This is a genomic window from Alphaproteobacteria bacterium LSUCC0396, assembly GCA_041228345.1.
Lineage (GTDB): Bacteria > Pseudomonadota > Alphaproteobacteria > Puniceispirillales > Puniceispirillaceae > UBA3439.
In genome coordinates, this window is record CP166131.1 from 832,002 (window position 1) to 856,903 (window position 24,902).

Below are 24,902 nucleotides of genomic sequence, written 5' to 3' on the forward strand. Positions count from 1 at the left end.
CGCCAAATTATCCACGAATCACAGCACCGCAGTTTTTGCTGGCAGCGGCAATCACAGCATCACTGATCGCGTCGATTTCAGCCTCACTCAAAGTCGCCTTTTGCGGCGTCAATGTGATTGTAACTGCCAATGATTTATGACCTTCGGCAATCGTCCTTCCCTGATAAACATCGAACAGCTGAACATCACTTACCAATGGTCCCGCTGCCGATTTCACCGCGCGAAGCAGCTGGCTTGCGGCCACATCTTCGGCAAGGATAAAGGCAAAATCCCGACTGACCGGCTGGAATGGCGACATTTTGAGATAGGTACGCGCCGGCCCTCTTGATTTGGCGACCGGCACGTCTTCCAAGAATAATTCAAACCCCACAAGTGTGCTGCGCAAACCGAAATGTGCGGCAATTTGTGGGTGCAATTCACCAAATTGTGCAAGCAGGTTACGCCCTTGCAACAACCGGCCAGAACGACCCGGATGGAAATAATCAGGCCCACCTGCCTCAACCTGAAGGCTGCCGCGCCGCACGCCCAGAACCGCCAATGCCGCCTCGGCATCTGCTTTAGCATCAAATAAATCAACCATCCGGCGACTACCATGCCATTCACGTGGTGCCATCGCCCCATGCCGGATTGCCGCCACTGCAATGCGCTGCTGATCTGGCTCATCACCAAGGAAAACCGGACCAATTTCAAACAGTGCAACGTCGGCCTCGCCGCGATCCTGATTACGCGCCGCCGCTGACAAAAGGTTGGGCAGCGCAGACGGTCGCATGAATGACAACTCCGCGCTAATCGGGTTGACCAGTTTCAGACTGGCATCACCACCGCCAAAAATGACCGCTTCTTTTTCTGCAAGAAACGAAAAGGTAACCGCCTCGGTCAAGCCGCGTTCAGCCAGCGCACGACGTAAGCGTAACGGGCGCACCTGTTTGGCATTGACCGCGGGCTGTGCGACCACATGTTCGCGGGGCAGATGCGTCATTGGCAAATGATCAAACCCGAATATACGGCTCACCTCTTCGACCAGATCGGCCGCACCGTCGATATCACCGCGCCATGCGGGAGGGCTGACCTGCCATCCACCGGCATCATCACGAACTGTAAAGCCAAGGCTTTCCAGAATTGCCTGCTGGCGGGAGGGCGGTACTTGCATACCGGTCAACCGCTCAACCTTATCAGCGGCAAGGAAAATCTCACGCCGCCATTTAGCACCGTCGCCAGCGGTCACGACATGGCTTGCCTGTCCGCCGCAAATCTCGAGAATCATGCGCGCAACATAACCTGATGCCCATTCAGGCGAGGTTACATCTAGACCGCGCTCAAACCGAAAGCGTGCGTCGGAATGAATATTCAGCTTGCGACCGGTTGTGGCAACCGCAATCTGATCAAAGATTGCAATCTCTAAAAACATCTTATCGGTGGCATCGCTGACCCCCGAGCGTTCACCGCCCATGATGCCAGCAAGATCATCCGGCCCGTTCGCATCGCCGATGACGAGCATGTCCTCATTAAGCTCATAGGTCTTTTCATTCAAGGCCGTCATGGTTTGGCCAGATTTGGCCGGGCCGATAATCAACTTACCACCATCAATCTTATCGATGTCATAGGCGTGTAACGGGCGGCCAAGATCAATCATAATATAGTTGGTGATATCCACCAGGGCGCTAATCGGGCGCTGTCCAATTGCGGTTAGCCGGTTTGCCATCCATGCGGGGCTGGCACCATTTTTAAGGCCTGTAAAAGCCCGACCTGAAACCAGCGGGCAGAGATGCGCCTGCTCCGGTTTTAAGTTCAGTTCCCATGATATCGGGCTATCAAAACTGCCGTCCAGCGGGCTGGTGTCGAGTGCTTTCAGCGTGCCATAACCTGCTGCCGCCAGATCACGCGCAACGCCACGAACGCCAAGACAATCAGCGCGGTTCGGGGTAATCGCGATTTCAATGATCGGATCATCGAGACCGGCATAGGTGGCAAAAGCCATGCCAACAGGTGCATCAGCAGCTAGGTCAATAATGCCGTCATGCTCGTCAGAAAGCTTCATTTCGCGTTCAGAACATAACATGCCATTCGACAGCTCACCGCGAATCTCGCCAGTTTTCAGGGTCAGATCAATTCCCGGAACATACGCCCCAACTGGTGCAAAAACACCCTTCATGCCAGCGCGGGCATTTGGCGCGCCGCAGACAACTTGCACGGGCTCACCCGCACCAATATTGACCATGCAAACCCGTAATTTATCTGCATTTGGATGCTGTTCTGCCGAAATCACCTCGGCAATAACGAACGGCGACAATATCTCGGCACGGTCGACAAGGGATTCAACTTCCAGCCCAAGCATGGGCAAAACGTCAATAATCTCGGCCAATGGGCGATCTGTCTCGAGATGCGAGAAAAGCCAGTCACGGGTGAATTTCATTAGACAGCCCCCCCAGCAAGACCGGCATGGATAGACGGCGCATCAAACGGCAGAAATCCGTAATGGCGCATCCAGCGCAAATCGCTGTCATAGAAAGTGCGCAAATCAGGAATGCCATATTTCAACATGGCAATACGCTCGATCCCCATACCAAAGGCAAAGCCCTGATATTTTTCCGGATCATAACCACAATTTGCCAACACCCGCGGGTTGACCATGCCAGACCCCAGAATTTCCAGCCAATCATCACCCGCACCGATTTTCAGCGCGCCATTTTCACGGGTACAGCCAATATCAACTTCGGCTGACGGTTCGGTAAAAGGGAAATAGCTTGGCCGGAATCTTACCGGCAAATCATCAACGCCAAAAAAGGCGCGGCAGAAATCAATCAGACACCCTTTAAGATGCCCCATATGAATACCGTCGCCGATCACCAGACCCTCGCATTGATGAAACATCGGCGAATGGGTTGCGTCATGGTCAGACCGGTAAGTACGGCCCGGCACAATGATGCGGATTGGCGGCTCGTTCGCCTCCATCGTGCGGATTTGTACTGGCGATGTGTGGGTGCGCAGCACTTTGCGCTTACCATCGGCATCAGCTGGCAGATAAAATGTGTCATGCTCCTGACGGGCGGGATGTTCAGGCGGAATATTCAGCGCGGTGAAATTATAGTAATCGGACTCGATATCGGGGCCTTCGGCGACCTGAAACCCCATCTCGGCAAAGATTGCAATCACTTCTTCGATTGTACGCGACAATGGATGAAGGCGGGCCTCGGTTTCCGGCCGGCTTGGCAAGCTGACATCAATCCGTTCCGCCGCCAGCCTTGCATTTAATGCGGCCGCGGCCAATGTGGTCTGCTTGGCGTCAATCGCCGCAGCAATCATATCCTTGACCTTGTTCAGTGCCTGTCCGGCCTGTTTGCGTGCCTCGGCATCCATGCCGCCAAGGTCGCGCATCATCACTGAAATCCGCCCCTTTTTGCCAAGCGCATCAATGCGGATCGCCTCCAGCGCATCAAGATTGTCGGCGGCACCAATGGCGTCGATAATTTCTGTGGATACAGCATCAAGGCTTTGCATTATGTGTCACCGTTGGTCGTCATGTCGTTTTGAACAGAAATTTAGCTTTAAAAAAACGAGCCGCTGTGATCGCAGTCGCCAGATCAATCATGGTCAAAACCAATCATTTTTTCTGGCACCGGTCAACACAACGGCTCGTCTGTCGTCTCGATTTTGGGATGATCCCTAGCTTGCCGCTTTTGACCGCTCTACCAGGGCCTCAAATGCGCGTGGCTCGTTCACTGCCAGATCGGCAAGCATCTTGCGATCAATCTCGATTCCAGCTTTGATCAGGCCGCCCATCATCTGTGAATATGTCACACCATATAGGCGTGCCGCAGCATTAATCCGCTGAATCCACAAGGCGCGAAACTCCCGCTTGCGCACACGCCGGTCGCGATAGGCATATTGACGTGCCTTGTCGACGGCTTGGGTCGCGGTTCTGAATGTGTTTTTACGACGTCCGTAATAGCCTTTTGCCGCCTTGATTACCTTGGCGTGCCGGGCGTGAGTCGTGGTACCTCTTTTAACGCGTGCCATGTTCCAGCCTCCGTTAAGCGTATGGAAGGAAACGTTTTACAATGCGCGCATCGGCATCACACAAGATCATGGTGCCACGAGCTTGACGTTTCATTTTCTGGGAACGGCGACGTAGGTTATGGCTGAGGAAGGCAGCTGAGCCGCGAACCTTGCCATTTGCGGTGAGGCGAAACCGTTTTTTCGCACCGCTTTTGGTCTTCATCTTGGGCATTTTGACCTCTTTCTTCTTAAAAGGAAGCTTGTTCCATCCCCATCAATCGATAGGCATGAAAAAGCGATAAGCCGGCCGGGCATGCCCCGTTTTTTCAGGCCCGGACGCGACGCAAGACTTTTGATGGCCGGTTTATATAGCCAAAGCCCAGTGGAATCAAGCCCTGATCCCACTGAACGATAAATGTTTGTGACGCAGAAATGCTAGCGTGCGGATGCGATCCAGAAATCGTGATCGTCGATCAAAGTCCGAAAGCGGTTATTTTGGTGCCAGAACCATAATCATCTGGCGACCTTCCATTTTCGGCATGGCCTCGACCTTGGCAAATTCGTCAGTTTCGTTGCGAACTCGTGTCAGAACAACCGCACCAAGATCTTGGTGTGCCATTTCCCGGCCGCGAAAACGCAAGGTCACTTTGACCTTATCACCACCGCTCAGGAATTTCTGCACGCTGCGCATTTTGACCTGATAATCATGCTCGTCAATATTCGGACGAAGCTTGATTTCCTTGACCTCGATGATCTTTTGTTTTTTACGGGCTTCGTTGGCGCGTTTCTGCGCTTCATACTTGAATTTACCGTAATCAAGTATTTTACAAACTGGCGGGTCAACATTCGGTTGCACCTCAACCAGATCAAGCCCGAAATCTTCGGCTTGACGAATTGCTTCTGTTGTATCCAGAACGCCAAGCTGGTTACCTTCTGGATCAATGCAGCGTACTTTTGGTGCACGAATGGCGCCATTGACGCGCGGGCCATCCAAAGTGGGCGGCGTATTACTATGTGGACGTGCTATTTAACTCTCCTATAGCGGTGTATATTGCTCAGTTTGATGCAAACCATTCATCGGCAAGCCTGCAACCGTTATTTAATTACCAAAAACAGCGGATTGATACCAGTTTTTTCGATTTTCTCAACATTCAATTATCATCACTGGTGTTTTTATCTCTCAAGATAGCCCTTGATGACCAGATACCTAGCCAGCCATATCCGGGGCCAGACTTTCGCCTTTCAGCATTGCTAGTGCGTCTGCCATATCAATAACCTGCTGATCAGTCGAGCCAAGACGGCGAAGCGCAACAGTTTTCGCCTCGGCTTCACGCCCGCCAACCGCCAGAATAAATGGCACTTTCATGACACTATGTTCGCGAACCTTATAGCTGATCTTCTCGTTCCTCAGATCGGTCTCAACCCGCAGGCCCATCGCCGCTGCTGCATCGGCAACCTCGCGGGCATAATCATTGGCCTGATCGGTAATCGACGCGACGACAATCTGCACCGGTGCCAACCATGCCGGCATCCGCCCAGCATATTGTTCGATCAAAATGCCAATCCAGCGTTCCATTGACCCCAGAATCGCACGATGCAGCATAACCGGACGATGCCGGTTACCATCTTCGCCGACATATTCGGCATTCAGCCGGTCAGGCAGAACAAAATCGACCTGCAAGGTACCGCATTGCCAGTCGCGCCCAATGGCGTCGCGCAACACAAATTCCAGTTTCGGGCCATAAAACGCACCTTCTCCCGGGTTCAATATTGTATCCAGCTTGGCCGCCTTGGTGGCATCGGTCAGCGCCGCCTCGGCGCGGTCCCATGTGGCATCACTGCCGGCACGCACGTCAGGACGATCAGAAAACTTCACCCGTACATCGGTAAAGCCAAAATCAGCATAGATGGATTGCAACAGCGAACAGAATTTCACCGACTCAGCAGTGATCTGATCCTCGGTACAGAAAATATGCGCATCATCTTGGGTAAAGGCGCGCACCCGCATGATGCCATGCAGCGCTCCAGACGGCTCATTACGATGGCAAGATCCAAATTCAGCCATCCGCAATGGCAGGTCACGATAGGATTTAATGCCCTGCCGGAAAATCTGGACATGACAAGGGCAATTCATCGGCTTTAGCGCCAATGTGCGCTCATCTTCCGATTGCGCGGTAAACATATTCTCACCGAATTTTTCCCAGTGACCCGACGCCTCCCACAGGCTGCGGTCAACCAGTTGCGGGGTTTTGACTTCGCTATAGCCGGCGGCATCAAGACGGCGCCGGACATAGGCCTCAATTTCGCGGTAAAGCACCCAGCCCTTGGCGTGCCAGAACACCGACCCAGCCGCCTCTTCTTGCAAATGGAACAGGCCAAGCTGACGCCCCAATTTACGATGATCACGTTTTTCAGCCTCTTCCAGCATATGCAGATAGGCCGCCAAATCCTTTTCATTTGCCCATGCGGTGCCATAGATGCGCTGTAGCATCGGCCGCTTGGAGTCGCCCCGCCAATAGGCACCGGCGACTTTCATCAATTTAAACGCATGACCCAGCTTTCCGGTTGAAGGCAGGTGCGGTCCACGGCAAAGATCAATAAAATTGCCTTGCTGATAAAAGGTAACGGTTTCATCCGCAGGAATCGCCTCAACAAGCTCAATTTTGAACGGCTCATGGTTTTTCTTGTAAAAGGCGACCGCCTCATCGCGGCTCCAGACGTTGCGGATAATCGGCTCATCACGATCAACAATTTCATGCATCCGCGTTTCAATGGCGGCTAGATCATCCTCGCTAAAGGCGGTTTCGCGGTGGAAGTCATAGTAAAATCCGTTTTCGATTGCGGGGCCGATGGTAACTTGTGTTTCGGGAAACAGTTCCAGCACTGCCTCGGCCATTACATGGGCGCAATCATGACGCAACAATGCCAGTGCCTGCTCATCCTTTAGCGTGACCAGCGATAGCCGCGCATCGGTCTCGATCGGACGGGTTAGATCCCACTCAGCATCATCAACCACTGCCAGCAATGCCGCCTTGGCAAGACCCGGCCCAATATCGGCCGCAATCGTTGCAGGTGTTACCGGCGCGGCATATGATCGCTGTGATCCATCGGGAAGCGTAATATTTGGCATTATTGTTCGAAACCTCTTATTATCAATGCGGCCAGTTTTTGTGAAACCGCGTCACTCTGCGCCCGTGCCGACCATAGCCTCACCCTCGCTTAAACTCAAGCACACTAAACGTAAATAGACTGGTAAACGCAAGTACACTGGTGCTTTACCATGTTAAACTTTGGGCATGGTGCTTTGGGTGTCAGATGTTGGGTGCAAATCATGTGCCGTACCTAGACACAGCATGGCAGCTATTATCCGTGCCGGCACAATCCGCCAAAAAACACGTTCACAATTGCCGTGTATTCCCTATGCAGAATTGCCGTGTATTGCCTATGATTTTTTGCCGTGCTTTGCCGCATTCTGATCCAGCACACGCCGGTAAATTTTCATCGTTTCCCAACACATTGTTTCAGTGGAGAAATGCGCCTCAATATGCTGGCGCGCGGCGATCGAAAGAGCCTTACGTTTGCGCGGGCTAAGGTCAAGCGCCGCCTTTATTGCGGCGGCAAGACTATCAACATCTCCCGGGATTGCCAGCCAACCGGTTTCACCATGCTTGATCGACTCGATGGCACCGCCATGTTCGAACGCCACAACCGGCCGCCCCATTGCCTGCGCCTCGAGGGCGACGCGGCCAAACGGTTCAGGGGTGATCGATGGCATCACAACCACATCCGCAACCATAAGCGCGGCGGGCATATCATCAACAATCGGCGTCAGGCGGAACCGGCCTTCCAGCCCCAATTGCTGACCATACCGCACCAAGTCGGACACAAAGGCCGGCTTACCGTCACCAGCACCAACCATCAGACAGATAAAGGGCTGGTCTTTGATTTTCACCAGCGCCTCTAACAATATCCGGTGGCCTTTCCATGCGGTGGCACGGGCTGGCAACATGATCACCGGCGCATCTTCGGGAATTGCCATGCTATCGACAAAATTAACAATCCGCGTCTGGTTTACCTTTCCGGGATTAAACAGATTTGTATCAACGCCGCGATGCACCACTGTCATCCGGTTCTCGATGCCGACATATTGCTGGGTGATTAATTCTTTCACATAATTTGAAATCGCAATCACATGATCGGTTTTCAGCAATTTCGCATTGTAGAACCGTTTGAGCGCAGATATGGCGACAAAGCGGCCATGGACGGTACTGACCGTGCCGATCCCAAGGGCAGCAGCGGCAGGCAGCGCAATCCAAGCCGGCGCGCGGGAGCGTACATGGACAAGATCCGCGCCTTCACTGCTAAGAATAGCCTTTAGCCGGCGCCGGATCTGCGGCCAGCGAAACGGGTTTTTGCTATGCACATCAAGCTGATGGTGGGTAACCCCAAGCCGATCAAGATGGCGCACCATGGGCCCCCCGCACGACACAACAACCGCACGACCACCATGTCGTTGAATGGCATCAGCCGTTTCAACCGTGCCGCGTTCAACGCCGCCACGCACCAATGCTGGCAGGATCTGCACAATCGTTGGCGCGCTCCTGCAACGCTGTTTCAGCAAATTTGATTCTGGTGATAATGTCATTGGCTTTCTAAGATGGCTATGATTTGCAAGATTGGTCAAGATTTATTCAGGATAGAACCAAATGATAAAAGAACTGGCGATTACCGGATCAAGAAAGATAGGCTTATGGACTCTATTTCGCGGCACACAATAAACCACTCAACCAAGATCGCCTATAAAAGACTTGTTGGTAAGGCACCGGGCATTATCTTTTTATGTGGTCATGGCTCAGACATGGAAGGCAGCAAGGCGCTATTTCTTGAAAATTGGGCGCAACAACAAGGTCGTGCCTTTCTGCGGTTTGACTATAGCGGGCATGGCCGCTCGGATGGCGTGTTTCTGGAAACCAATATTTCCAACTGGACAGCCGATGCAATCGCAGTTCTCGATGATTTGAGCGAAGGCCCGCAAATCCTTGTCGGATCATCACTCGGCGGCTGGATCATGCTGAATGTCGCGCTGGCCCGGCCAGATCGGGTTGCTGGCTTGATTGGCATTGCGGCCGCACCAGATTTTACCGAAGATTTAATCTGGCAACCGCTTGACGCCCAATCCCGCGCTGATATGCAAGCCACCGGCCATATCGCCATGGCCAACCCCTATGCTGATGATCCGGTCATCTACCCCTATCATCTAATCGAAGACGGTCGTCAGCACCTTCGCCTTCGAGGGCCTTTGCCCATTCACGTGCCAGTGCGTCTTTTGCAGGGCATGAATGATGCCGAAGTGCCATGGCAAACCGCGACACGGCTTGCTGATTGCCTAGAGTCTGACGATGTCATGCTGCATTTTGACAAGACAGCGACACACCGGTTTTCAGAACCGGCACAATTGCAATTGATTGAGACAACCATCACAGAATTGCTTGATCGGCTGGGGGCAGATTAACGCGTCAGCGTTGGTAGGCTAGCGATCAATTAGAAAACCGGCTTGCCCCCTAAATTCAGCCAGCTTGGGTTCAAAAATCTAAATCGCTGTAATGATCTGGTGGGGTCAGGCCAACAACCTGATCGCCAAGCAGATCGCGGAATGATGGGCGCGACTTGATTTTTGCGTACCAGCTTTTTGCCTCAGGGTGGCGGCTCCAATCGATATCACCCAAGAAATCCACCACCGACAAATGCGCCGCTGCCGCCAGATCAGCCAGCGACATCTGTTTACCGGTCAGCCAGTTGCCCTGCTCGGCAAGCCAGTCGATATAACCAAGATGGATTTGCAGGTTACTCATCGCGGCGCGCAAAACGACCGATGATGGCGTGCCCTGCCCTGAAAACCGTTTCACCACCCGTTCGGACAAAAGCGGCGTTCCCACTTCACGGCTGAATTTATATTCAAACCAATGTACCAACCGGCGAATCTCGGCACGCGCGGGGGCTTCACCCCATAACAGATTATGCTGCGTGGTATCTTCGGTTTCTTCGATAAATTCGGCAATCACCATTGCACCGCTTATTGCCAGCCCATCCTCGGTGACCAGTACCGGCACATCACCGGCCGGATTTAAACTCAGAAAATCCTCACTACGCTGCCACGGAATTTCGAGCTTTGGCAAAACCAGCAAGCCACGCTCGGCTAGCAAAAGGCGGATAAAACGTGACGATGCTGATAATTGATAATGATGCAAGACCCGCATAAAACTCTAACCCCTTCGCCGAACACAGCCAGAACGCGCCGCCAAAATCATACAGTGTTCCGGCATCATATAAAATTAAAGTGGCGGGGTAAGTCCCCGCACAACAAGGCCAGCCTTTGGCAGACTTGCCAGCGCGCCCGGCACCAGCTCGCAAAATTGTAGTCGTTCCGGTTCGACAAACCCGGGCCAATCGAGGCCAAAGCCGGCAGCCGGTATAAATCCAAATTTCGGATAATAGTCAGGCTCTCCCGACACCAGCACCAACCGCCATTCGCCAAGCCGCGCAAGACGCATACCCTCGATAACTAATTGCCGGCCAAAGCCCTGCCCGCGAACATGCGGCTGAACTGCAAGCGGCCCAAGCAATAAAATTGTCTCATCGCCAAGCATCACTTCCCAAAAGCGCAACGAGCCAACGGGTTGATCATCATCATAACCAACAAGACACAAGGTCTCGACAGGCGCACCCGGACGCAAGGCCCAAACCGATCGGTCATACCGATCCGGTCCGAATGCCTTAATCATCAATTCCTCGACGACCGCACTATCTGCCTGTGTTTGGTGCTTAATCTGGAACATAATTATGCTTTATAGCAAAGCAGTACTGGAAACAATCTGCTTTTATACTCCATGCAAAATCAGCTGTTACGCAGTTTCAGACAGATCATCCTCAACGCTAAGTGGTACATCCAGAACTGGAATAATCTCGGTTGGCACCACCTGCCAGAAATTTGCCACGGCGGTATCCCACTGATTCAAGATCCGAGCTGCAAGCGCGCTCTCAGTTTCACGGGCGTGCTCGGCAACCAGATCGCGTAGCACCGTTTCCCAATGCGGGTGCGCAATGCGGCCAAGCTGCAGGCTTTCCGGATTAACGCGGGATTCAAACGTTCCCGCCTCATCGTAGATAAAGGCCATACCGCCAGTCATGCCAGCCCCGAAATTATCACCAACTTCGCCAAGGATGACGACCTTACCGCCTGTCATATATTCACAAGCGTTCGATCCACTGCCCTCTACAACAGCTGTTGCACCAGAATTACGAACGCATAAACGTTCGCCCGCCTGGCCAGCCGCAAACAGCTTGCCCGACGTCGCCCCGTAAAGCACGGTATTCCCGATGATGGTATTCGCACTGGCAACAAAACTGACCGCTGCCGATGGCCGCACCACAATCATTCCGCCTGAAAGACCCTTGCCGACATAGTCATTGGCGTCACCGATGACATCGAGGCGCAGGCCTTGTGTGGCGAAGGCGCCCAAGGACTGACCGGCTGAGCCACGAAGCCTCACAAGAATATGCCCCTCACGAAGTCCGGTCATACCGAACCGCCGCACAATATGCGAGGACAGCCGCGTGCCGATGGCGCGCTGGGTGTTTTCAACATTGTAAGACAATTGCATCTTTGATCCATTTTCAAGAGCCAGCTTGGCATCGACAACCATCTGCGCGTCCAGCGTGTCCGGCACTTCGGTGCGCGGGCCGCCACGGCTGCTGGTCAATTCATCTTCGCCATCAGCCCGAACCAGAATCGGGTTGAGATCAAGATCATCAAGTGCCTCATCACCGCGGCTAACCTGCGTGAGAAGATCCGTCCGGCCGATCACCTGCTGTAATGAGGTGAACCCAAGTCCTGCCAGAATTTCCCGCACTTCTTCTGCTAGATGGGTGAAGAGCTGCACGACTTTTTCTGGTGTGCCTTCAAATTTTGCACGCAGATCATCGCGCTGGGTACAGACCCCAACCGGACAGGTGTTCGAATGGCACTGACGCACCATGATACAGCCCATGGCAATCAGTGATGATGTGCCGATGCCATATTCATCCGCCCCAAGCATCGCCGCCATAACCACATCACGGCCGGTTTTCAGGCCACCATCAGCTCGCAAAACCACCTTGTTGCGAAGGTCATTCATCGACAGAACTTGATGGACTTCAGACAGACCCATTTCCCATGGGAGACCCGCATATTTGATTGAAGATTGCGGGCTGGCACCAGTACCGCCGCCATGACCCGATACCAGAATCGAGTCGGCCTTGGCCTTGGCAACACCGGCGGCAATCGTGCCGATACCGGTCGATGCCACCAGCTTTACGCAGACCTTTGCATCGGGGTTAATCTGCTTTAAATCATAAATCAGCTGCGCCAGATCCTCGATCGAATAGATATCGTGATGTGGTGGCGGCGAAATCAATGTCACCCCGGGGGTCGAGTGGCGCAGGCGTGCAATCAGGCTATCAACCTTAATGCCGGGCAATTGCCCGCCTTCACCGGGCTTTGCACCCTGTGCGACCTTAATTTCAATTTCCTCGCAATTATTCAGATATTCAGCCGTGACCCCAAACCGGCCCGAGGCGATCTGTTTGATTGCGCTTGACGGATTGTCACCATTTTCACGAAGTTTAAACCGCGCTGGATCCTCGCCGCCTTCACCCGAATCAGACTTTGCCCCAATCCGGTTCATTGCGATCGACAGAGTTTCATGTGCCTCGGGGCTGAGTGCGCCAAGTGAGATACCCGGCGAGACCAGCCGTTTACGGATGTTGGTGATCGACTCGACACGGTCAATCTCGACCGGCGCATCGGCTGGTTTAAACTCCATCAGATCGCGAAGATTAACCGGCCCCTGACCGTTCACCAATGATGAATATTTTTTCCAGCTTTCAAACGACCCACTGTCGCAAGCATGCTGCATTGCATGGATCATCTGGCCGTCAAAGGCATGGCGCTCGCCTGATTTGCGATAGCGGAAGAAACCACCGACCGGCAAATGCAAATCATCGTTGGCATAGGCCTTGTTGTGCATATCAATGACGCGTGTCGCAATGCCCTTCAGGCCAAGGCCCGAAATACGTGATGAAATTGGCGGAAAGAAATCGGCAACAAGTGACCGCGATAGGCCAAGCGCCTCGAAATTATAGCCACCGCGATAGGATGCGATAACCGAAATGCCCATTTTTGACATGATTTTCAGCAGGCCTTCTTCGACCGCCTTGGCAAAATTGGCAACCGCATCACGCAGCTCCATACCGACCAGCAGGCCGCGCTCATGCCGTTCAGCAATTGCCGCTTCGGCCACATAGGCGTTGACCGTTGTCGCGCCAACCCCGATCAGCACAGCAAAATGATGCACATCCAGACATTCACCACTGGCGACATTAACCGAGGTAAATGTCCGTAATTGCTGGCGGACAAGGTGCGAATGCACCGCCCCTGTTGCTAGGATCATCGGGATCGGAATGCGGGTTTCCGAGACGTGACGATCGGTCAGCATCACATGCTCACACCCCGAGCGTACCGCCTCTTCAGCTTCGGCCCGGATCCGTTCAATCGCGTCAGTAAACGCAGTGTCTGATCCATCATTTTCAAAGCTACAGTCAATTTCAGCAGCCTTGTCGCCAACGTAACGGCACAGCGCGTCCCATTCTGGTACGGTCAAGACCGGCGAATTCAGGACAAGGTGATCGCATTGTTCGGGTGCCTCATCAAGAATATTGCCAAGATTGCCGAGGCGCGTGCGCAGCGTCATCACATGACGTTCACGCAGCGAGTCGATGGGCGGGTTGGTCACTTGCGAGAAATTCTGCCGGAAGAAATGATGAAGGCCGCGATAGCGATTCGACAACACCGCCAGCGGGGTATCATCACCCATCGAACCGATGGCCTCTTTGCCGGTTTGCGCCATTGGCTGCAAGACCAGTTCCATATCTTCCATGGTCCAGCCAGCCATCATCTGGCGCCGGCGGGCCTCAGTTTTGCTCAGCGGCTGACTGGTTTTGCCCGTTGAATTGGCCAACAACGCATCCATCTGTTTGGCGCGGCCAATCCATGAATTCCAATCGCATTTTTTGGTGAGGGCATCTTTTAATTCGCCATCTTTATAAAGACGGCCCTCGGCAAGATTAATGCCGATCATCTGTCCCGGCCCAAGCCGCCCACGTTCGGCGATTTTCGTATCGGGAACAACCACCATACCGGTTTCAGAGCCGGCAATAATCAACCCATCATGGGTCACCACATACCGCAATGGCCGCAATCCGTTGCGGTCTAGGCCGGCAACAACCCAGTCACCGGCATAGGCGGCAATCGCTGCCGGCCCATCCCACGGTTCCATCACCGAATTGCAATAGGCATAAAGTTTGGCGCGCGGGTGATCACTGCCAACATCAATCGCCTCGGGGATCATCATGGTTTTGACCATCGGCAATTGCCGCCCACCATGCACCAGTAATTCAAACACCGCATCCAGCGCTGCTGAGTCCGAGCTACCGCCAGCCACGACCGGTTTCAAATCATCAATATGATCACCAAAAACGGCCGATTCCATACGGTCTTCATGGCAGCTCATCCAATTCTGGTTGCCACGAATGGTATTGATCTCACCATTATGCGCCAGCACCCGGAACGGCTGTGCCAGCTTCCAAGTTGGCATTGTATTGGTTGAATAGCGCTGGTGATAAATCGCAAAGGACGAAATAAAGCGCGGATCAAGCAAATCAGGGAAAAACGCCGTAACCTGTTCGGCCAGAAACATGCCTTTGTAAATGATTGACCGGCTGGACAGCGAGCAAAGATAGAAATCGCTGATCATATGCTTCATCACTGCTTTTTCGATCCGGCGACGCACAACATAAAGCTGGCGTTCAGCCTCTGTTGCGTCCATTTCAACCGGCATCGAGAACATGATCTGCTCGATTTCAGGCCGTGTCGCGATCGCCTTTGTGCCAAGCGCCTTGATATCAACCGGCACCTGCCGCCAGCCATAGATGCTGTGACCCACGGCCAGAATTTCCTGCTCGACAATACAGCGGCAACGTTCCTGCGCCGCTAGGTCAGTGCGCGGCAAAAACACCATGCCAACCGCAAGCCTGCCACCATCATCATCATGGCCGGTACGCGCAATATGCTCGATGAAAAAGTCCCGCGGGATTTCAATGTGAATACCGGCGCCGTCACCCGTCATGCCATCCGCATCCACCGCACCACGATGCCAGATCGCCTGCAATGCCTCGATCGCAGACTCGACCACTGCGCGATTTGGTTTGCCATCACGCGCCGCAACAAAGCCAACGCCACAAGCATCATGCTCCATTTCTGGCCCATAGACACCAGCCTCAATTAACTTTGCCTCATTTGCAGCACGGCGCTGAAGATAGGCAGCTTCATCAAAAATCTTGGTCATTTTAAACTCCCTTTACGCGGCGCTCTAACGTCCGGCACCAGCGGCACGCGGCGCATCAGCGGCGGCCGTAATCCATTGATCAATTGCTTCGGCCGCATCACGGCCATCACGAACACCCCAAACGACAAGCGAGGCGCCGCGAACAATGTCACCAGCTGCAAACACGCCATCCAAATTCGTCATCATGGTTTGCCAGTCAATTTTCAAAGTTCCCCAGCGGGTAACCTCCAGCCCTTTTTGATCAAACATCGCTGGCAGATCCTCAGGATCAAACCCAAGCGCCTTGATCACCATATCGGCTGGCAGTTCATGCGATGAGCCCTCAATTACCTCGGGCACCTGCCGGCCGGTTGCATCGGGCTGGCCAAGGTGGATCCGCTGTGCCTGAACGGCCCGTACCTTGCCATCACCCAGAAACGCTTGCGGGGCAGACAGCCATTTGAAAACGACACCCTCTTCTTCGGCGTTCTGCACCTCACGTTGCGAGCCCGGCATATTCGCCCGGTCACGACGGTACAGACAGCTAACCGATTTGGCCTTTTGGCGAATCGCCGTACGAACGCAATCCATCGCCGTATCGCCGCCGCCAATTACCACAACATCTTTGCCTTCGGCATTCAGCGCCCCAGACTCAAACACCTCAACCTTGTCACCAAGGCTTTTCCGGTTTGATACCGTCAAATAGTCGAGCGCCGGAACAATCCCATCAAGCCCGCTTCCCGGTGCCGCGATGTCGCGCGCTTTATAAACGCCAGTTGCCACCAAAATAGCATCATGTTTTGCCCGGATATCGGCAAAGCTGGTCTCGCCACCAATATCAACGCCAAGATGGAAATGAACCCCGCCATCGCGCAATAGCTGTCCGCGCCGCTCGACAATAGATTTTTCCAGCTTAAAGCCCGGAATACCATACATCAGCAAACCGCCAATCCGGTCATAGCGATCATAGATATGCACCTGATAGCCCCGATGACGCAGCATCTCGGCAGCGGCCAGACCTGCCGGCCCCGCCCCAATAATGCCAATTGATTGTGCGCGCTCGATGCGCGGGGCTGCTGGCTTGACCCAGCCTTCGGCAAAGGCGGTCTCGGTAATATGTTTTTCAACCGCGCCAATGGTTACCGACTCGAACCCTTTTTCGATCACACAACTGCCTTCACACAGCCGATCCTGCGGACAGATGCGGCCACAAATCTCGGGAAAATTATTGGTCTGCGATGACAGCTCATAGGCTTCCTGCATCCGGCCTTCGGCGGTTAGCATCAACCAATCGGGAATATTGTTGTGAAGCGGACAATTCACCTGACAGAACGGAACCCCGCATTGCGAACAGCGCGATGCCTGTGATTCGGCTTCGGACGCATCAAACTCGTCATAAATCTCGTCAAAATCAGCGACGCGTTTTTCCGCCTTGCGCTTTTCAGGCATGGCTTTTTCAGTCGATACAAATTTCAACATCTTCGACGACATTTTAGCTTCTCCTAACCACTTCAGCTATTCAGCTGGGTGATGAACATTGCGCTCAACACCGATTATCCAACCCCGAACCCGAACCAATTGTCCGGCACGCCCCACTTCAGCAGGCCTCACTTCAGCACACACATCATAAGCCAGCCTTTAATCGGCAAAAAGAGGCGGTTTTTTTCGTCTGTGGCGTGCTGTTTTAGCGGTGCCACTAGCCCCAGCGGTATGGCACCTTCACCCATTCCCCGAGGCCGTTAAATCAGTTTACATCTTGTCAAAAAAAGGCAGGATCTACCCACCTTCCCAGCGACTGTTTCGCCTATTTTCAGTCTCTATTTTTCTTTTCTGGCCTTAACACCCGAAATCAGCGCCGCTTTTTATCACTTTTGTCTTGCGGGGCCCTTTTCCACCTGCCGGTTGGCTGGGGCGACTACACAGAGACAAAGCGAAAGCGAATAATTAGTCAACAACTGTTACCTTTTTTCAAACATAATTGCAAGTGAGATTCAATTATGCGCATGACTATCAACAGAATCCGCCAAACTATGGCCGATTTGGTACTAATTAAAATCTGGCCTGACGAAAACCCCACCGCGCCTGACCCGTAATTCACCGAATATCTCGCCGAACAGATTGCGGTATGGTATATCGCGGTATAGCTGGATGACCAAACCTTTCAGCACCGACTGTCGGCAGGCGTTTTGAGCCTTGCTGTAGGGAGCCTGTTTGATGCCGATGAGCCTGCTAATTCTTGTTGCTGCAATCCAAGGACTAACTGAATTTTTACCGGTTTCATCATCCGGCCATCTGGTCCTTATCCCCATCGTGACTGATTTTCCCTATCAGGGGCGGGCGATTGATGTTGCGGCTCACGTCGGCACCTTGATTGCGGTTGCAGTTTATTTGCGGGCTGAGATTATCGCCATTCTGCGCGCGCTGTTGCGCCTTGGCCGCGGTGATGAGCATAATGCACGCCTTGGTATCATGCTAGTTTTGGCAACCATTCCGGTGATTATCGTCGGCTATATCGTGAATTACGCCAATTGGCACTGGCTCGACATGGTTCACACCCTTGCCGTTGCCAATCTGGTATTTGCCGCAATTTTGTGGGGCGCGGATAAAGTGCCGGCCGCACAGCATGATCTAAAACAGATCAGCTGGCGGCACGCGCTGGTGATCGGCGTTGTGCAAATCTGTGCGCTGGTTCCCGGCGCCTCGCGGTCGGGTGTGACGATGAGTGCTGCCCGCTTCCTCGGCTTTGACCGGGTTACAGCGGCGCGGTTTTCGTTGCTATTGTCGCTGCCAACAATTGCTGGTGCGGGCTTGCTGAAAACGATTGATCTGGTGCAAAGCGGCGATGCCGCGCTTGGCAGCGATGCGGTGATTGTTGCGGTCTTATCCGCCGTGCTCGCATGGCTTGCCATACGCTGGATGATGGGCTGGCTTGCCGTCGCCAGCTTTGGAATTTTTGTCTATTACCGTCTGGTGCTTGGCGGGCTGTTATTGCTAGCGTTAACGCAAGGCTGGATCGCCCCCAGCATCACCTAAGACCGAAAAAGACCACCCGGCCGATAACGGTCAAGATAGCTTGGTAACACCATATCAACCGACGTTGCCGTGACGCCGAGATCAGCCAGAGTTCGGGCCTTTTTCGAAACGACATTATCGCATTTCAGCAACCTTACCTGATCACGCGTAATCGGCGGGTTTGGAAATAATCCGGCAAATGCCGCACCGCATGACAATGCCAAAAATGGCACTGGCACAAGCAGGCGCCGGCGCTCAATTTGCCGTAAAGTTATTTCCATCAACCGGCGAAAGCTATAGGCTTCTGGCCCGCCAAGTTCATAAATATTGCCCGCGGCAGGCTTGGCCAGTTTACCGCCTAGCCCCAGACTTGCCATGATTGCACTGACAACATCTTCGACATAGACCGGCTGCATCTTCATTTTGCCGCCACCCGGCAATGGCAGAGCCGGTGCCATCATCGCCATCGCGGCAAAGCGGTTAAAGAAATCATCGCGCGGGCCAAAAACAATCGACGGCCGCAGCACCACTGCCGCCGGAAACGCCTTTAACAAATTGGCTTCACCTGCTGCTTTGCTTTGCGCATATTGGCTTGGCGAGTTTGCATCAGCGCCAATTGCCGAGATATGGACAACCGCCTTTACATCATGCGCCGCCGCCAGCGCCCCAATGCGCCCGGGCAGGCCCGCTTGCAGCGCCTCAAATTTCTGACCGCCGCCTTCGGCCAATATGCCGACAAGATTTATCACAGCATCGGCTGACTTAATGACTGTTTCCAGCACAGTCTCATCCAGCGCATTACCCGCCACAAGGGTGATCTGGCCAACATTGCCCATCGGTTTGAGATATTTCGCGCGCTCACTATTGCGGCATAAAACCACAATTTGCTTGCCGGCACGTGCCAGCCGCTCGACCGTTGCCCGCCCAACAAATCCAGATCCACCAATTACAGCCACTGTGTTGATCATCACTATAACCCTCGTTGGATTAACCCCTGTTTGACCGCCCATCCCGGAACGGCGCTATCACCCTATCGGCAACAAGGCAGCCGGATAAAACTGGACTTTACGTCTTTATGATGACTGCAAATTAGGTCAAGCCTGACAGCTTTACAATCCCAGCCGTGCAAATTTGCAATAAATTAGGGTTTGGCGGCCCGATCAAACAGCGATGGGGCGGTGCATTTCGGCGCCATGATCGCTGTTATAATACCAGTGTAAAAAGGTTTGACACGCCAGCGTTTGTGGCTATTCTCACGCCGTCAGTAGGGCAGCGGTTTTTCGCAAGGCCAATGGCGAGCCCAGGTGGCGGAATTGGTAGACGCGCTGGCTTCAGGTGCCAGTGACCATTAGGTCGTGGAAGTTCGAGTCTTCTCCTGGGCACCATTGTCTTTATAACCGGAAACCCAAGGCACCATAGCCGGTGTGAGGGAGGCGCAGCCCGGGTCCTTTGATCGAGGCTCAACAAGACGCATTGGCCAAAAAGCGAGGCATCTATGACAATTTATATTCATTCAGACGATTTGCCAGCTGATGTTGATCTTGGCGATGTGGTGGCAATTGACACTGAAACAATGGGGCTTAACCCCCAGCGTGACCGTCTATGCGTTGTGCAGCTATCGAGCGGTGATGGCGATGCGCATCTTGTGCAAATCGCAAGCCCGAAAAAGCCCAGCCCGAACCTTGCTGCCTTGCTTGCCAACCCTGCCATTACCAAACTTTTCCATTTTGCCCGTTTTGATATTGCCAGCCTGAGCCATGGCATTGGCCCGGTCGCTGGCCCCATTTACTGTACCAAGATTGCCTCAAAGCTAGTCCGCACCTATACCGACCGACACGGCTTGAAAGAGCTTTGCCGCGAATTGCTGCAAATTGATATTTCGAAACAGCAGCAATCATCAGATTGGGGCGCAGCCGTCTTAACACCCGAACAGGCCGAATATGCAGCGGGAGACGTATTATTTTTGCACCGCATTCGCGAGCGGCTTGACATGATGCTGGCACGCGAAGGCCGCAGCGATGTTGCCGCACAATGCTTTGCATTTCTGGCAACGCGTGCCAAGCTTGATCTTGACGGCTTTGCTGATATGGATATTTTTCACCATTAAAGCGCGGCCAGCTGGTAAAGCGCGGCCAGCCGATTGCTGGCAGACGGTTGCTGGCAGACGCATCCATTAACGATCGTTCAGGAACTGACTTTAAAGAAATGGCCGAGACAAAAGGACAAAGACAAAGCCGCTTTACCCCGCGCGCCAAAGCCGCAGCAGTTCCGAGCCAGCGGCGCTATCCATTATCATTGCTATTGCTTGGCGTTGGTGCGGTCTTGACCCTTGCTGTTGCCAGCTGGCTTGGCCTGTTGGCGAACGGCAAGGATGTATCGCTTGAGATCAAAGAGGTGAAACGCAACGACACCGGCGAGGTGCAGCTGACCGGAGCGCGCTATCGCGGCCTGACCCCGGCTGGCAGGCCATATCAAATTACCGCAGCCAAGGCCAATGAAGCGCCCGACGGGTCGGGTCGGGTCGACATGGATCAGCCAACAGCCATCGTGACCTTGAGCAATGGCGCGTTGGTAAATCTTGAGTCAAATGCTGGCACATATAATAAAGAAACCGATATCGTGATCATGACCGGCGCGGTTGTCGTAACCCAGCCCGCCCGCAATCTTCGCCTCAATACCGAAGCATTAGAGGCAAATTTGCAAGCCGGTGAGATGCAGAGCGATGTGCCGGTTGAGGTGCAAGACATTGACAGGCGCATCAATGCCGATAGCATGAAAGTCTATGACAATGGTGCGCGTATTATTTTTGGCGGGGCGGCAAAAATGGTGATCAAAAACAGTAACGCCATCGCGCCGTCACCCACACCATCACCCGTACCAGACGCCGACAAGGAACTGCAAAAAACCAAGGCTAAAACCTGATTATTGGCGTGAAATTAGCGTGATATTGATTGGCAGAACAACGACTTAGCAACAAACCCTAGAATTCAAACGGAAAGCCTAACCAAAAGCCTAGCGAAAAGAAAGTAACCGACATTATGCGCCGACCTCTTCCATCCTTGTTATACACGTCTCGCATAATTGCCGCCGGTGTAATTGGTCTGGTACTGATCAGCAGCCTAGCCACTGCATCTATGGCGCAAACGTCCAAAAACTCGGGCGATGCTGCCCCGTTACCGATCACGATCGAGGCCAGTGAATTCCTAGAATGGGATCAAAATAACGGCACATATGTTGCCAAGGGTAATGCCTATGTCGAACAGGGCAGCGCGAACATTTCAGCCAATCATATTATAGCAAATTACGAAACCGGCAGAGAATCCCGAGACATCACCCGCGTGATCGCCACCGGTGCCGTCACCTATGTTGAGGGTGAAAATACTGCCAAGGGAGACAGGCTGGATTATGATCTTAACTCCAGCCGTTATGTATTGACTGGCAAAAAGGCGTCGGTCGTTGGGCCGCGCGGTGCGATGACGGCAACCCAATCAATCACATATGATACGACTGATGAAGATAACCGCAAAGTCACTGCAATTGGCAAGGCGCATTATAAAAACAGCGATGGCCGCAGCATATTTGGCGATAAACTGATTGCCTATATTGGTGCCGATGGCAGCTTGAAAACCATAGATGCCTTTGACAATACCAAAGTCATAACCACCGAAGGCACCACCGCAACTGCCGATGAATTGAATTATGTCGCCAGTACGTCCCTTGCAAATCTTGTCGGGAATGTTGAAATCAACGATAAGGCGAATATCATGCGCGGCGATCGTGCAGAGATTGATTTTGACAAAGAAATCAGTAAGATAATGTCAAGCCCAACCGGCAAGCGCGTCACTGGCATCCTGACGCCGTAAACCTTGCGGCCGGATTTACCATCTGGCATTGCGGGTATTGCGCCGACAACTCATTGACAATTAGTGATTAATCGGCCGATATATAGATATTCATTGGGGCGTCAAAGCCTGATCGCTTTAAAAAGGGCATCATGGTGTCTGACAATATACAATTAGATTTTGGAATGGTGCGGCCCGTTTTGGTGCCGGGGAATGAGGGACTGCGTGCCAAAGGCCTTGGCAAGAGCTTTAACAAACGGCGTGTAGTCCGCAACGTATCGCTGGGGCTGCAACGCGGTGAAGCGGTTGGCCTGCTCGGGCCAAACGGTGCCGGCAAAACGACAACTTTTTATATGCTTGCTGGGTTGCTGCCGGCTGATGAAGGTCAGGTTTTCATTGATGGGCGCGACGTTACCGGCCTGCCGATTTTCCAGCGCGCACGCTTTGGCATGGGCTATCTTCCGCAAGAATCGAGTATTTTTCGCGGATTGACCGTTGAACAGAATATCCGCGCCGTTCTTGAAACGCTGGAAGATTACGAAGATGAACGCGACGCGACCCTAGATGACTTGATGGCCGAATTTGGCATCACCCATCTTCGCAACACCCCGTCAGTCAGCCTTTCAGGTGGCGAGCGCCGCCGTCTTGAAATTGCGCGCGCCCTTGCTGCGCGCCCAACATTCCTGCTGCTAGATGAGCCACTTGCCGGTATTGACCCGATTGCACTTGGTGAAATCCGTGATTTGATTAGCCACCTCAAAACGCACGGAATTGGCGTTTTAATTACCGATCACAATGTTCGTGAGACACTCGATATTGTAGATCGCGCCTACATCATCCATGACGGCACTGTGCTGATGGAGGGCACCCCTGATGAGGTGGTTCAGCATAGCGGTGTGCGCCAAGTCTATCTTGGTGAGCGTTTTAGCATCTAAAAGCCGGCGATCACCGCTTGACAGCCTATCACGCACACCCTATACCTGCGCCGCTTTGGCACTGCTTGCCGTCTCGATAGGGGCTAGCGATGTTAAGGCACGATTCATTTCACAGGTCTATTTTATGTCCATCATTGATTATATCGCCGCCGATCAGGTAATGGTTGGTGTCGTCAGCAGCAGCAAAAAGCAGCTGATTGAACAGCTTGCTGAACGCGGTGCGGTGCTTACTGGCATTTCCCAACGCAGCCTTTTTGAGATGATCATGCGCCGCGAGCGTCTTGGCAGCACCGCCATTGGTGACGGGATTGCGATTCCCCATGCCGTGCATGGCGACCTCACCCGCACGATTGGCATCATTGCTGTTCTCGCCACGCCGATTGATTTCGATGCGGCCGATAAAAAACCCGTCGATATTGTGTGCCTTGTGATCGGCCCACAAGACGCGGATTGCGATCATCTGAAATGCGTTTCAAGCGTGGCAAAATTGCTTGGTGACGTCGCTGTTCGTAATCAGCTTCGCCAGGCCAAAACTGCCGAGGCGTTACTGCAATCTCTTGCAGCCCGCAGTGACGTTGCCGCCTAGTCAGCCCCATCGCCTGATTTTTTTTAAGACATGAAAACGCTTGCAAGCCCGCACCGTTTGTAGCCCCCAGTTTTTGTTCCCCTCGGCTGGGCGCAAACAGTCAGGCCAACGCTAGACGACCAGCGGAAACTGCTTGGATCGCGGAAACTGCTTAAAGCGCGGCCACTGCTTAGATCGCGGCAATGCGTCTAGGCTCCTCTGCCGCCAGCTTTCTGCTTTGGAATATATGGGAAATTGGTGGAGCTAAGCGGGATCGAACCGCTGACCTCTACAATGCCATTGTAGCGCTCTCCCAGCTGAGCTATAGCCCCTTGTTACCGTTTATGCCGTGCCTAATGTTTTTATCGTTGCACCGGCTAACGGGTCCCAATTCGTGCGGCGCCTGCGCGCTGAGATGGATGTTTATCGCAGGGGCGATGCCCGACGCAAGTGATTTTTATCCGGTATAGGTAATTTTTACCCCGCAGCGGGGATTTTTATCTGGCAACGGGCGTTTCGATTGCCGTCGCCAGATACGCACCGATCAATCAAGCCTTGGCAGGCGTGATCACGGTTACTCGTCTTTCTTGTCAAGATTGGGCAATAATTCATCGCCATCGCTGATATCATCATGAATGATGCCGGGCCCGTCCGCGTCATCGACATCAACATCGTCATCATCGTCAAAATCGATATCATCATCGATCTCGTCAACGGCAGTGTCAGTATCGACATCTTCATCTTCATCAAGATCAAAATCGTTATTGTCAAGATCATCCGCATCATCGGCGTCGCCAGACAGCTGCGCCTTTGACGCGCTTTTCGGTGCAGCGCGGCCTTTGCGGCCCTTTAGCAAATTTTCTGGATCAAATTCCGTGCCACAGCCCGGACAAATAATCGGACTGCGTTTAAAGTCATAAAAGCGCATGTCACATGACAGGCAAGACCGCTTAACGCCAAGCTCTACCTTTGCCATTCTCTAAAATCCCCTGCATTAACCCATAGAAACGACATATTGATCATCATTACGGGATTTGAAACAAATTTTGCAAGCTGTCAAAACAATTTTCGCCGGTTTTCTTAATTTTATTTCCAAGCCAGCACTCGGTTTTAACGATTCTGGACTTTTATG

20 protein-coding genes and 2 tRNA genes are annotated in these 24,902 nt (G+C 53.1%); 8 read left to right on the top strand and 14 right to left on the bottom strand.

What is annotated here, in order from left to right:
- Positions 1 to 7 precede the first annotated feature (7 nt).
- From pheT to AB8881_04245, 7 genes are all read right to left on the bottom strand, one after another.
- Positions 8 to 2,413, bottom strand: a complete 2,406-nt coding sequence (gene pheT, locus AB8881_04215) for a phenylalanine--tRNA ligase subunit beta (protein ID XDZ64094.1) — start codon at positions 2,411 to 2,413, stop codon at positions 8 to 10.
- On the bottom strand, positions 2,413 to 3,498 hold the full coding sequence (gene pheS / locus AB8881_04220; GenBank protein ID XDZ64095.1) for a phenylalanine--tRNA ligase subunit alpha: 1,086 nt from the start codon (positions 3,496 to 3,498) through the stop codon (positions 2,413 to 2,415). Before pheS ends, pheT begins: the two co-directional genes overlap by 1 nt.
- A 165-nt stretch (positions 3,499 to 3,663) precedes the next feature.
- A complete protein-coding gene (rplT, locus tag AB8881_04225) occupies positions 3,664 to 4,017 on the bottom strand; it encodes a 50S ribosomal protein L20 (GenBank protein XDZ64096.1) in 354 nt (117 codons plus the stop codon).
- A 13-nt stretch (positions 4,018 to 4,030) separates the two neighbouring features.
- Positions 4,031 to 4,228: a 50S ribosomal protein L35 gene (gene rpmI, locus AB8881_04230; protein ID XDZ64097.1), complete on the bottom strand. Its 198-nt coding sequence runs from the start codon at positions 4,226 to 4,228 to the stop codon at positions 4,031 to 4,033.
- Between the two features lie 258 nt (positions 4,229 to 4,486).
- On the bottom strand, positions 4,487 to 4,990 hold the full coding sequence (infC, locus tag AB8881_04235; GenBank protein XDZ64098.1) for a translation initiation factor IF-3: 504 nt from the start codon (positions 4,988 to 4,990) through the stop codon (positions 4,487 to 4,489).
- Between the two features lie 213 nt (positions 4,991 to 5,203).
- The gene (thrS, locus tag AB8881_04240) at positions 5,204 to 7,126 is read right to left on the bottom strand and encodes a threonine--tRNA ligase (protein XDZ64099.1); all 1,923 of its coding nucleotides are present in this window, start codon (positions 7,124 to 7,126) and stop codon (positions 5,204 to 5,206) included.
- 312 nt (positions 7,127 to 7,438) lie between these two features.
- On the bottom strand, positions 7,439 to 8,641 hold the full coding sequence (locus AB8881_04245; GenBank protein ID XDZ64100.1) for a glycosyltransferase family 4 protein: 1,203 nt from the start codon (positions 8,639 to 8,641) through the stop codon (positions 7,439 to 7,441).
- Positions 8,642 to 8,746: 105 nt separating this feature from the next.
- Between AB8881_04245 and AB8881_04250 the strand changes: the two genes are divergently transcribed.
- Positions 8,747 to 9,508: an alpha/beta hydrolase gene (locus AB8881_04250; GenBank protein ID XDZ64101.1), complete on the top strand. Its 762-nt coding sequence runs from the start codon at positions 8,747 to 8,749 to the stop codon at positions 9,506 to 9,508.
- Positions 9,509 to 9,578: 70 nt separating this feature from the next.
- Here the strand turns inward: AB8881_04250 and AB8881_04255 are convergent, their stop codons facing one another.
- The 4 genes from AB8881_04255 to AB8881_04270 all read right to left on the bottom strand — a co-directional run bounded on the left by AB8881_04255 (position 9,579) and on the right by AB8881_04270 (position 16,907).
- Positions 9,579 to 10,253, bottom strand: a complete 675-nt coding sequence (locus AB8881_04255; GenBank protein XDZ64102.1) for a glutathione S-transferase family protein — start codon at positions 10,251 to 10,253, stop codon at positions 9,579 to 9,581.
- 75 nt (positions 10,254 to 10,328) lie between these two features.
- Entirely contained in the window at positions 10,329 to 10,832 is a 504-nt protein-coding gene (locus AB8881_04260; GenBank protein ID XDZ64103.1) for a GNAT family N-acetyltransferase, read from the bottom strand.
- Between the two features lie 66 nt (positions 10,833 to 10,898).
- The gene (gltB, locus tag AB8881_04265; protein ID XDZ64104.1) at positions 10,899 to 15,437 is read right to left on the bottom strand and encodes a glutamate synthase large subunit; all 4,539 of its coding nucleotides are present in this window, start codon (positions 15,435 to 15,437) and stop codon (positions 10,899 to 10,901) included.
- Positions 15,438 to 15,461: 24 nt separating this feature from the next.
- The gene (locus tag AB8881_04270) at positions 15,462 to 16,907 is read right to left on the bottom strand and encodes an NAD(P)-dependent oxidoreductase (GenBank protein ID XDZ64105.1); all 1,446 of its coding nucleotides are present in this window, start codon (positions 16,905 to 16,907) and stop codon (positions 15,462 to 15,464) included.
- A 729-nt stretch (positions 16,908 to 17,636) separates the two neighbouring features.
- Here AB8881_04270 and AB8881_04275 point away from each other — a divergent pair.
- Positions 17,637 to 18,449 carry an undecaprenyl-diphosphate phosphatase gene (locus AB8881_04275; protein XDZ64106.1) on the top strand — a complete coding sequence of 271 codons (813 nt, stop codon included), beginning with the start codon at positions 17,637 to 17,639 and terminating at the stop codon, positions 18,447 to 18,449.
- Here the strand turns inward: AB8881_04275 and AB8881_04280 are convergent.
- Positions 18,446 to 19,396, bottom strand: coding sequence for a complex I NDUFA9 subunit family protein (locus AB8881_04280; GenBank protein ID XDZ64107.1), 951 nt, complete (start codon positions 19,394 to 19,396; stop codon positions 18,446 to 18,448). The genes AB8881_04275 and AB8881_04280 overlap by 4 nt on opposite strands.
- Positions 19,397 to 19,726: 330 nt before the next feature.
- Here AB8881_04280 and AB8881_04285 point away from each other — a divergent pair.
- From AB8881_04285 to AB8881_04310, 6 genes are all read left to right on the top strand, one after another.
- Positions 19,727 to 19,813 (top strand) — tRNA-Leu (locus AB8881_04285).
- A 110-nt stretch (positions 19,814 to 19,923) separates the two neighbouring features.
- Positions 19,924 to 20,535: a ribonuclease D gene (locus AB8881_04290; protein ID XDZ64108.1), complete on the top strand. Its 612-nt coding sequence runs from the start codon at positions 19,924 to 19,926 to the stop codon at positions 20,533 to 20,535.
- A 98-nt stretch (positions 20,536 to 20,633) separates the two neighbouring features.
- Complete coding sequence (lptC, locus tag AB8881_04295) at positions 20,634 to 21,350, top strand: LPS export ABC transporter periplasmic protein LptC (GenBank protein XDZ64109.1); 717 nt, start codon at positions 20,634 to 20,636, stop codon at positions 21,348 to 21,350.
- 116 nt (positions 21,351 to 21,466) lie between these two features.
- The gene (locus AB8881_04300; protein ID XDZ64110.1) at positions 21,467 to 22,291 is read left to right on the top strand and encodes an LptA/OstA family protein; all 825 of its coding nucleotides are present in this window, start codon (positions 21,467 to 21,469) and stop codon (positions 22,289 to 22,291) included.
- 131 nt (positions 22,292 to 22,422) lie between these two features.
- Positions 22,423 to 23,205, top strand: a complete 783-nt coding sequence (gene lptB / locus AB8881_04305) for an LPS export ABC transporter ATP-binding protein (protein ID XDZ64111.1) — start codon at positions 22,423 to 22,425, stop codon at positions 23,203 to 23,205.
- Positions 23,206 to 23,329: 124 nt separating this feature from the next.
- Positions 23,330 to 23,791 carry a PTS sugar transporter subunit IIA gene (locus AB8881_04310; GenBank protein ID XDZ64112.1) on the top strand — a complete coding sequence of 154 codons (462 nt, stop codon included), beginning with the start codon at positions 23,330 to 23,332 and terminating at the stop codon, positions 23,789 to 23,791.
- A gap of 235 nt (positions 23,792 to 24,026) precedes the next feature.
- Here the strand turns inward: AB8881_04310 and AB8881_04315 are convergent.
- Positions 24,027 to 24,102, bottom strand: a tRNA-Ala gene (locus AB8881_04315).
- Between the two features lie 242 nt (positions 24,103 to 24,344).
- Complete coding sequence (locus AB8881_04320) at positions 24,345 to 24,746, bottom strand: TIGR02300 family protein (GenBank protein ID XDZ64113.1); 402 nt, start codon at positions 24,744 to 24,746, stop codon at positions 24,345 to 24,347.
- Positions 24,747 to 24,902 lie beyond the last annotated feature (156 nt).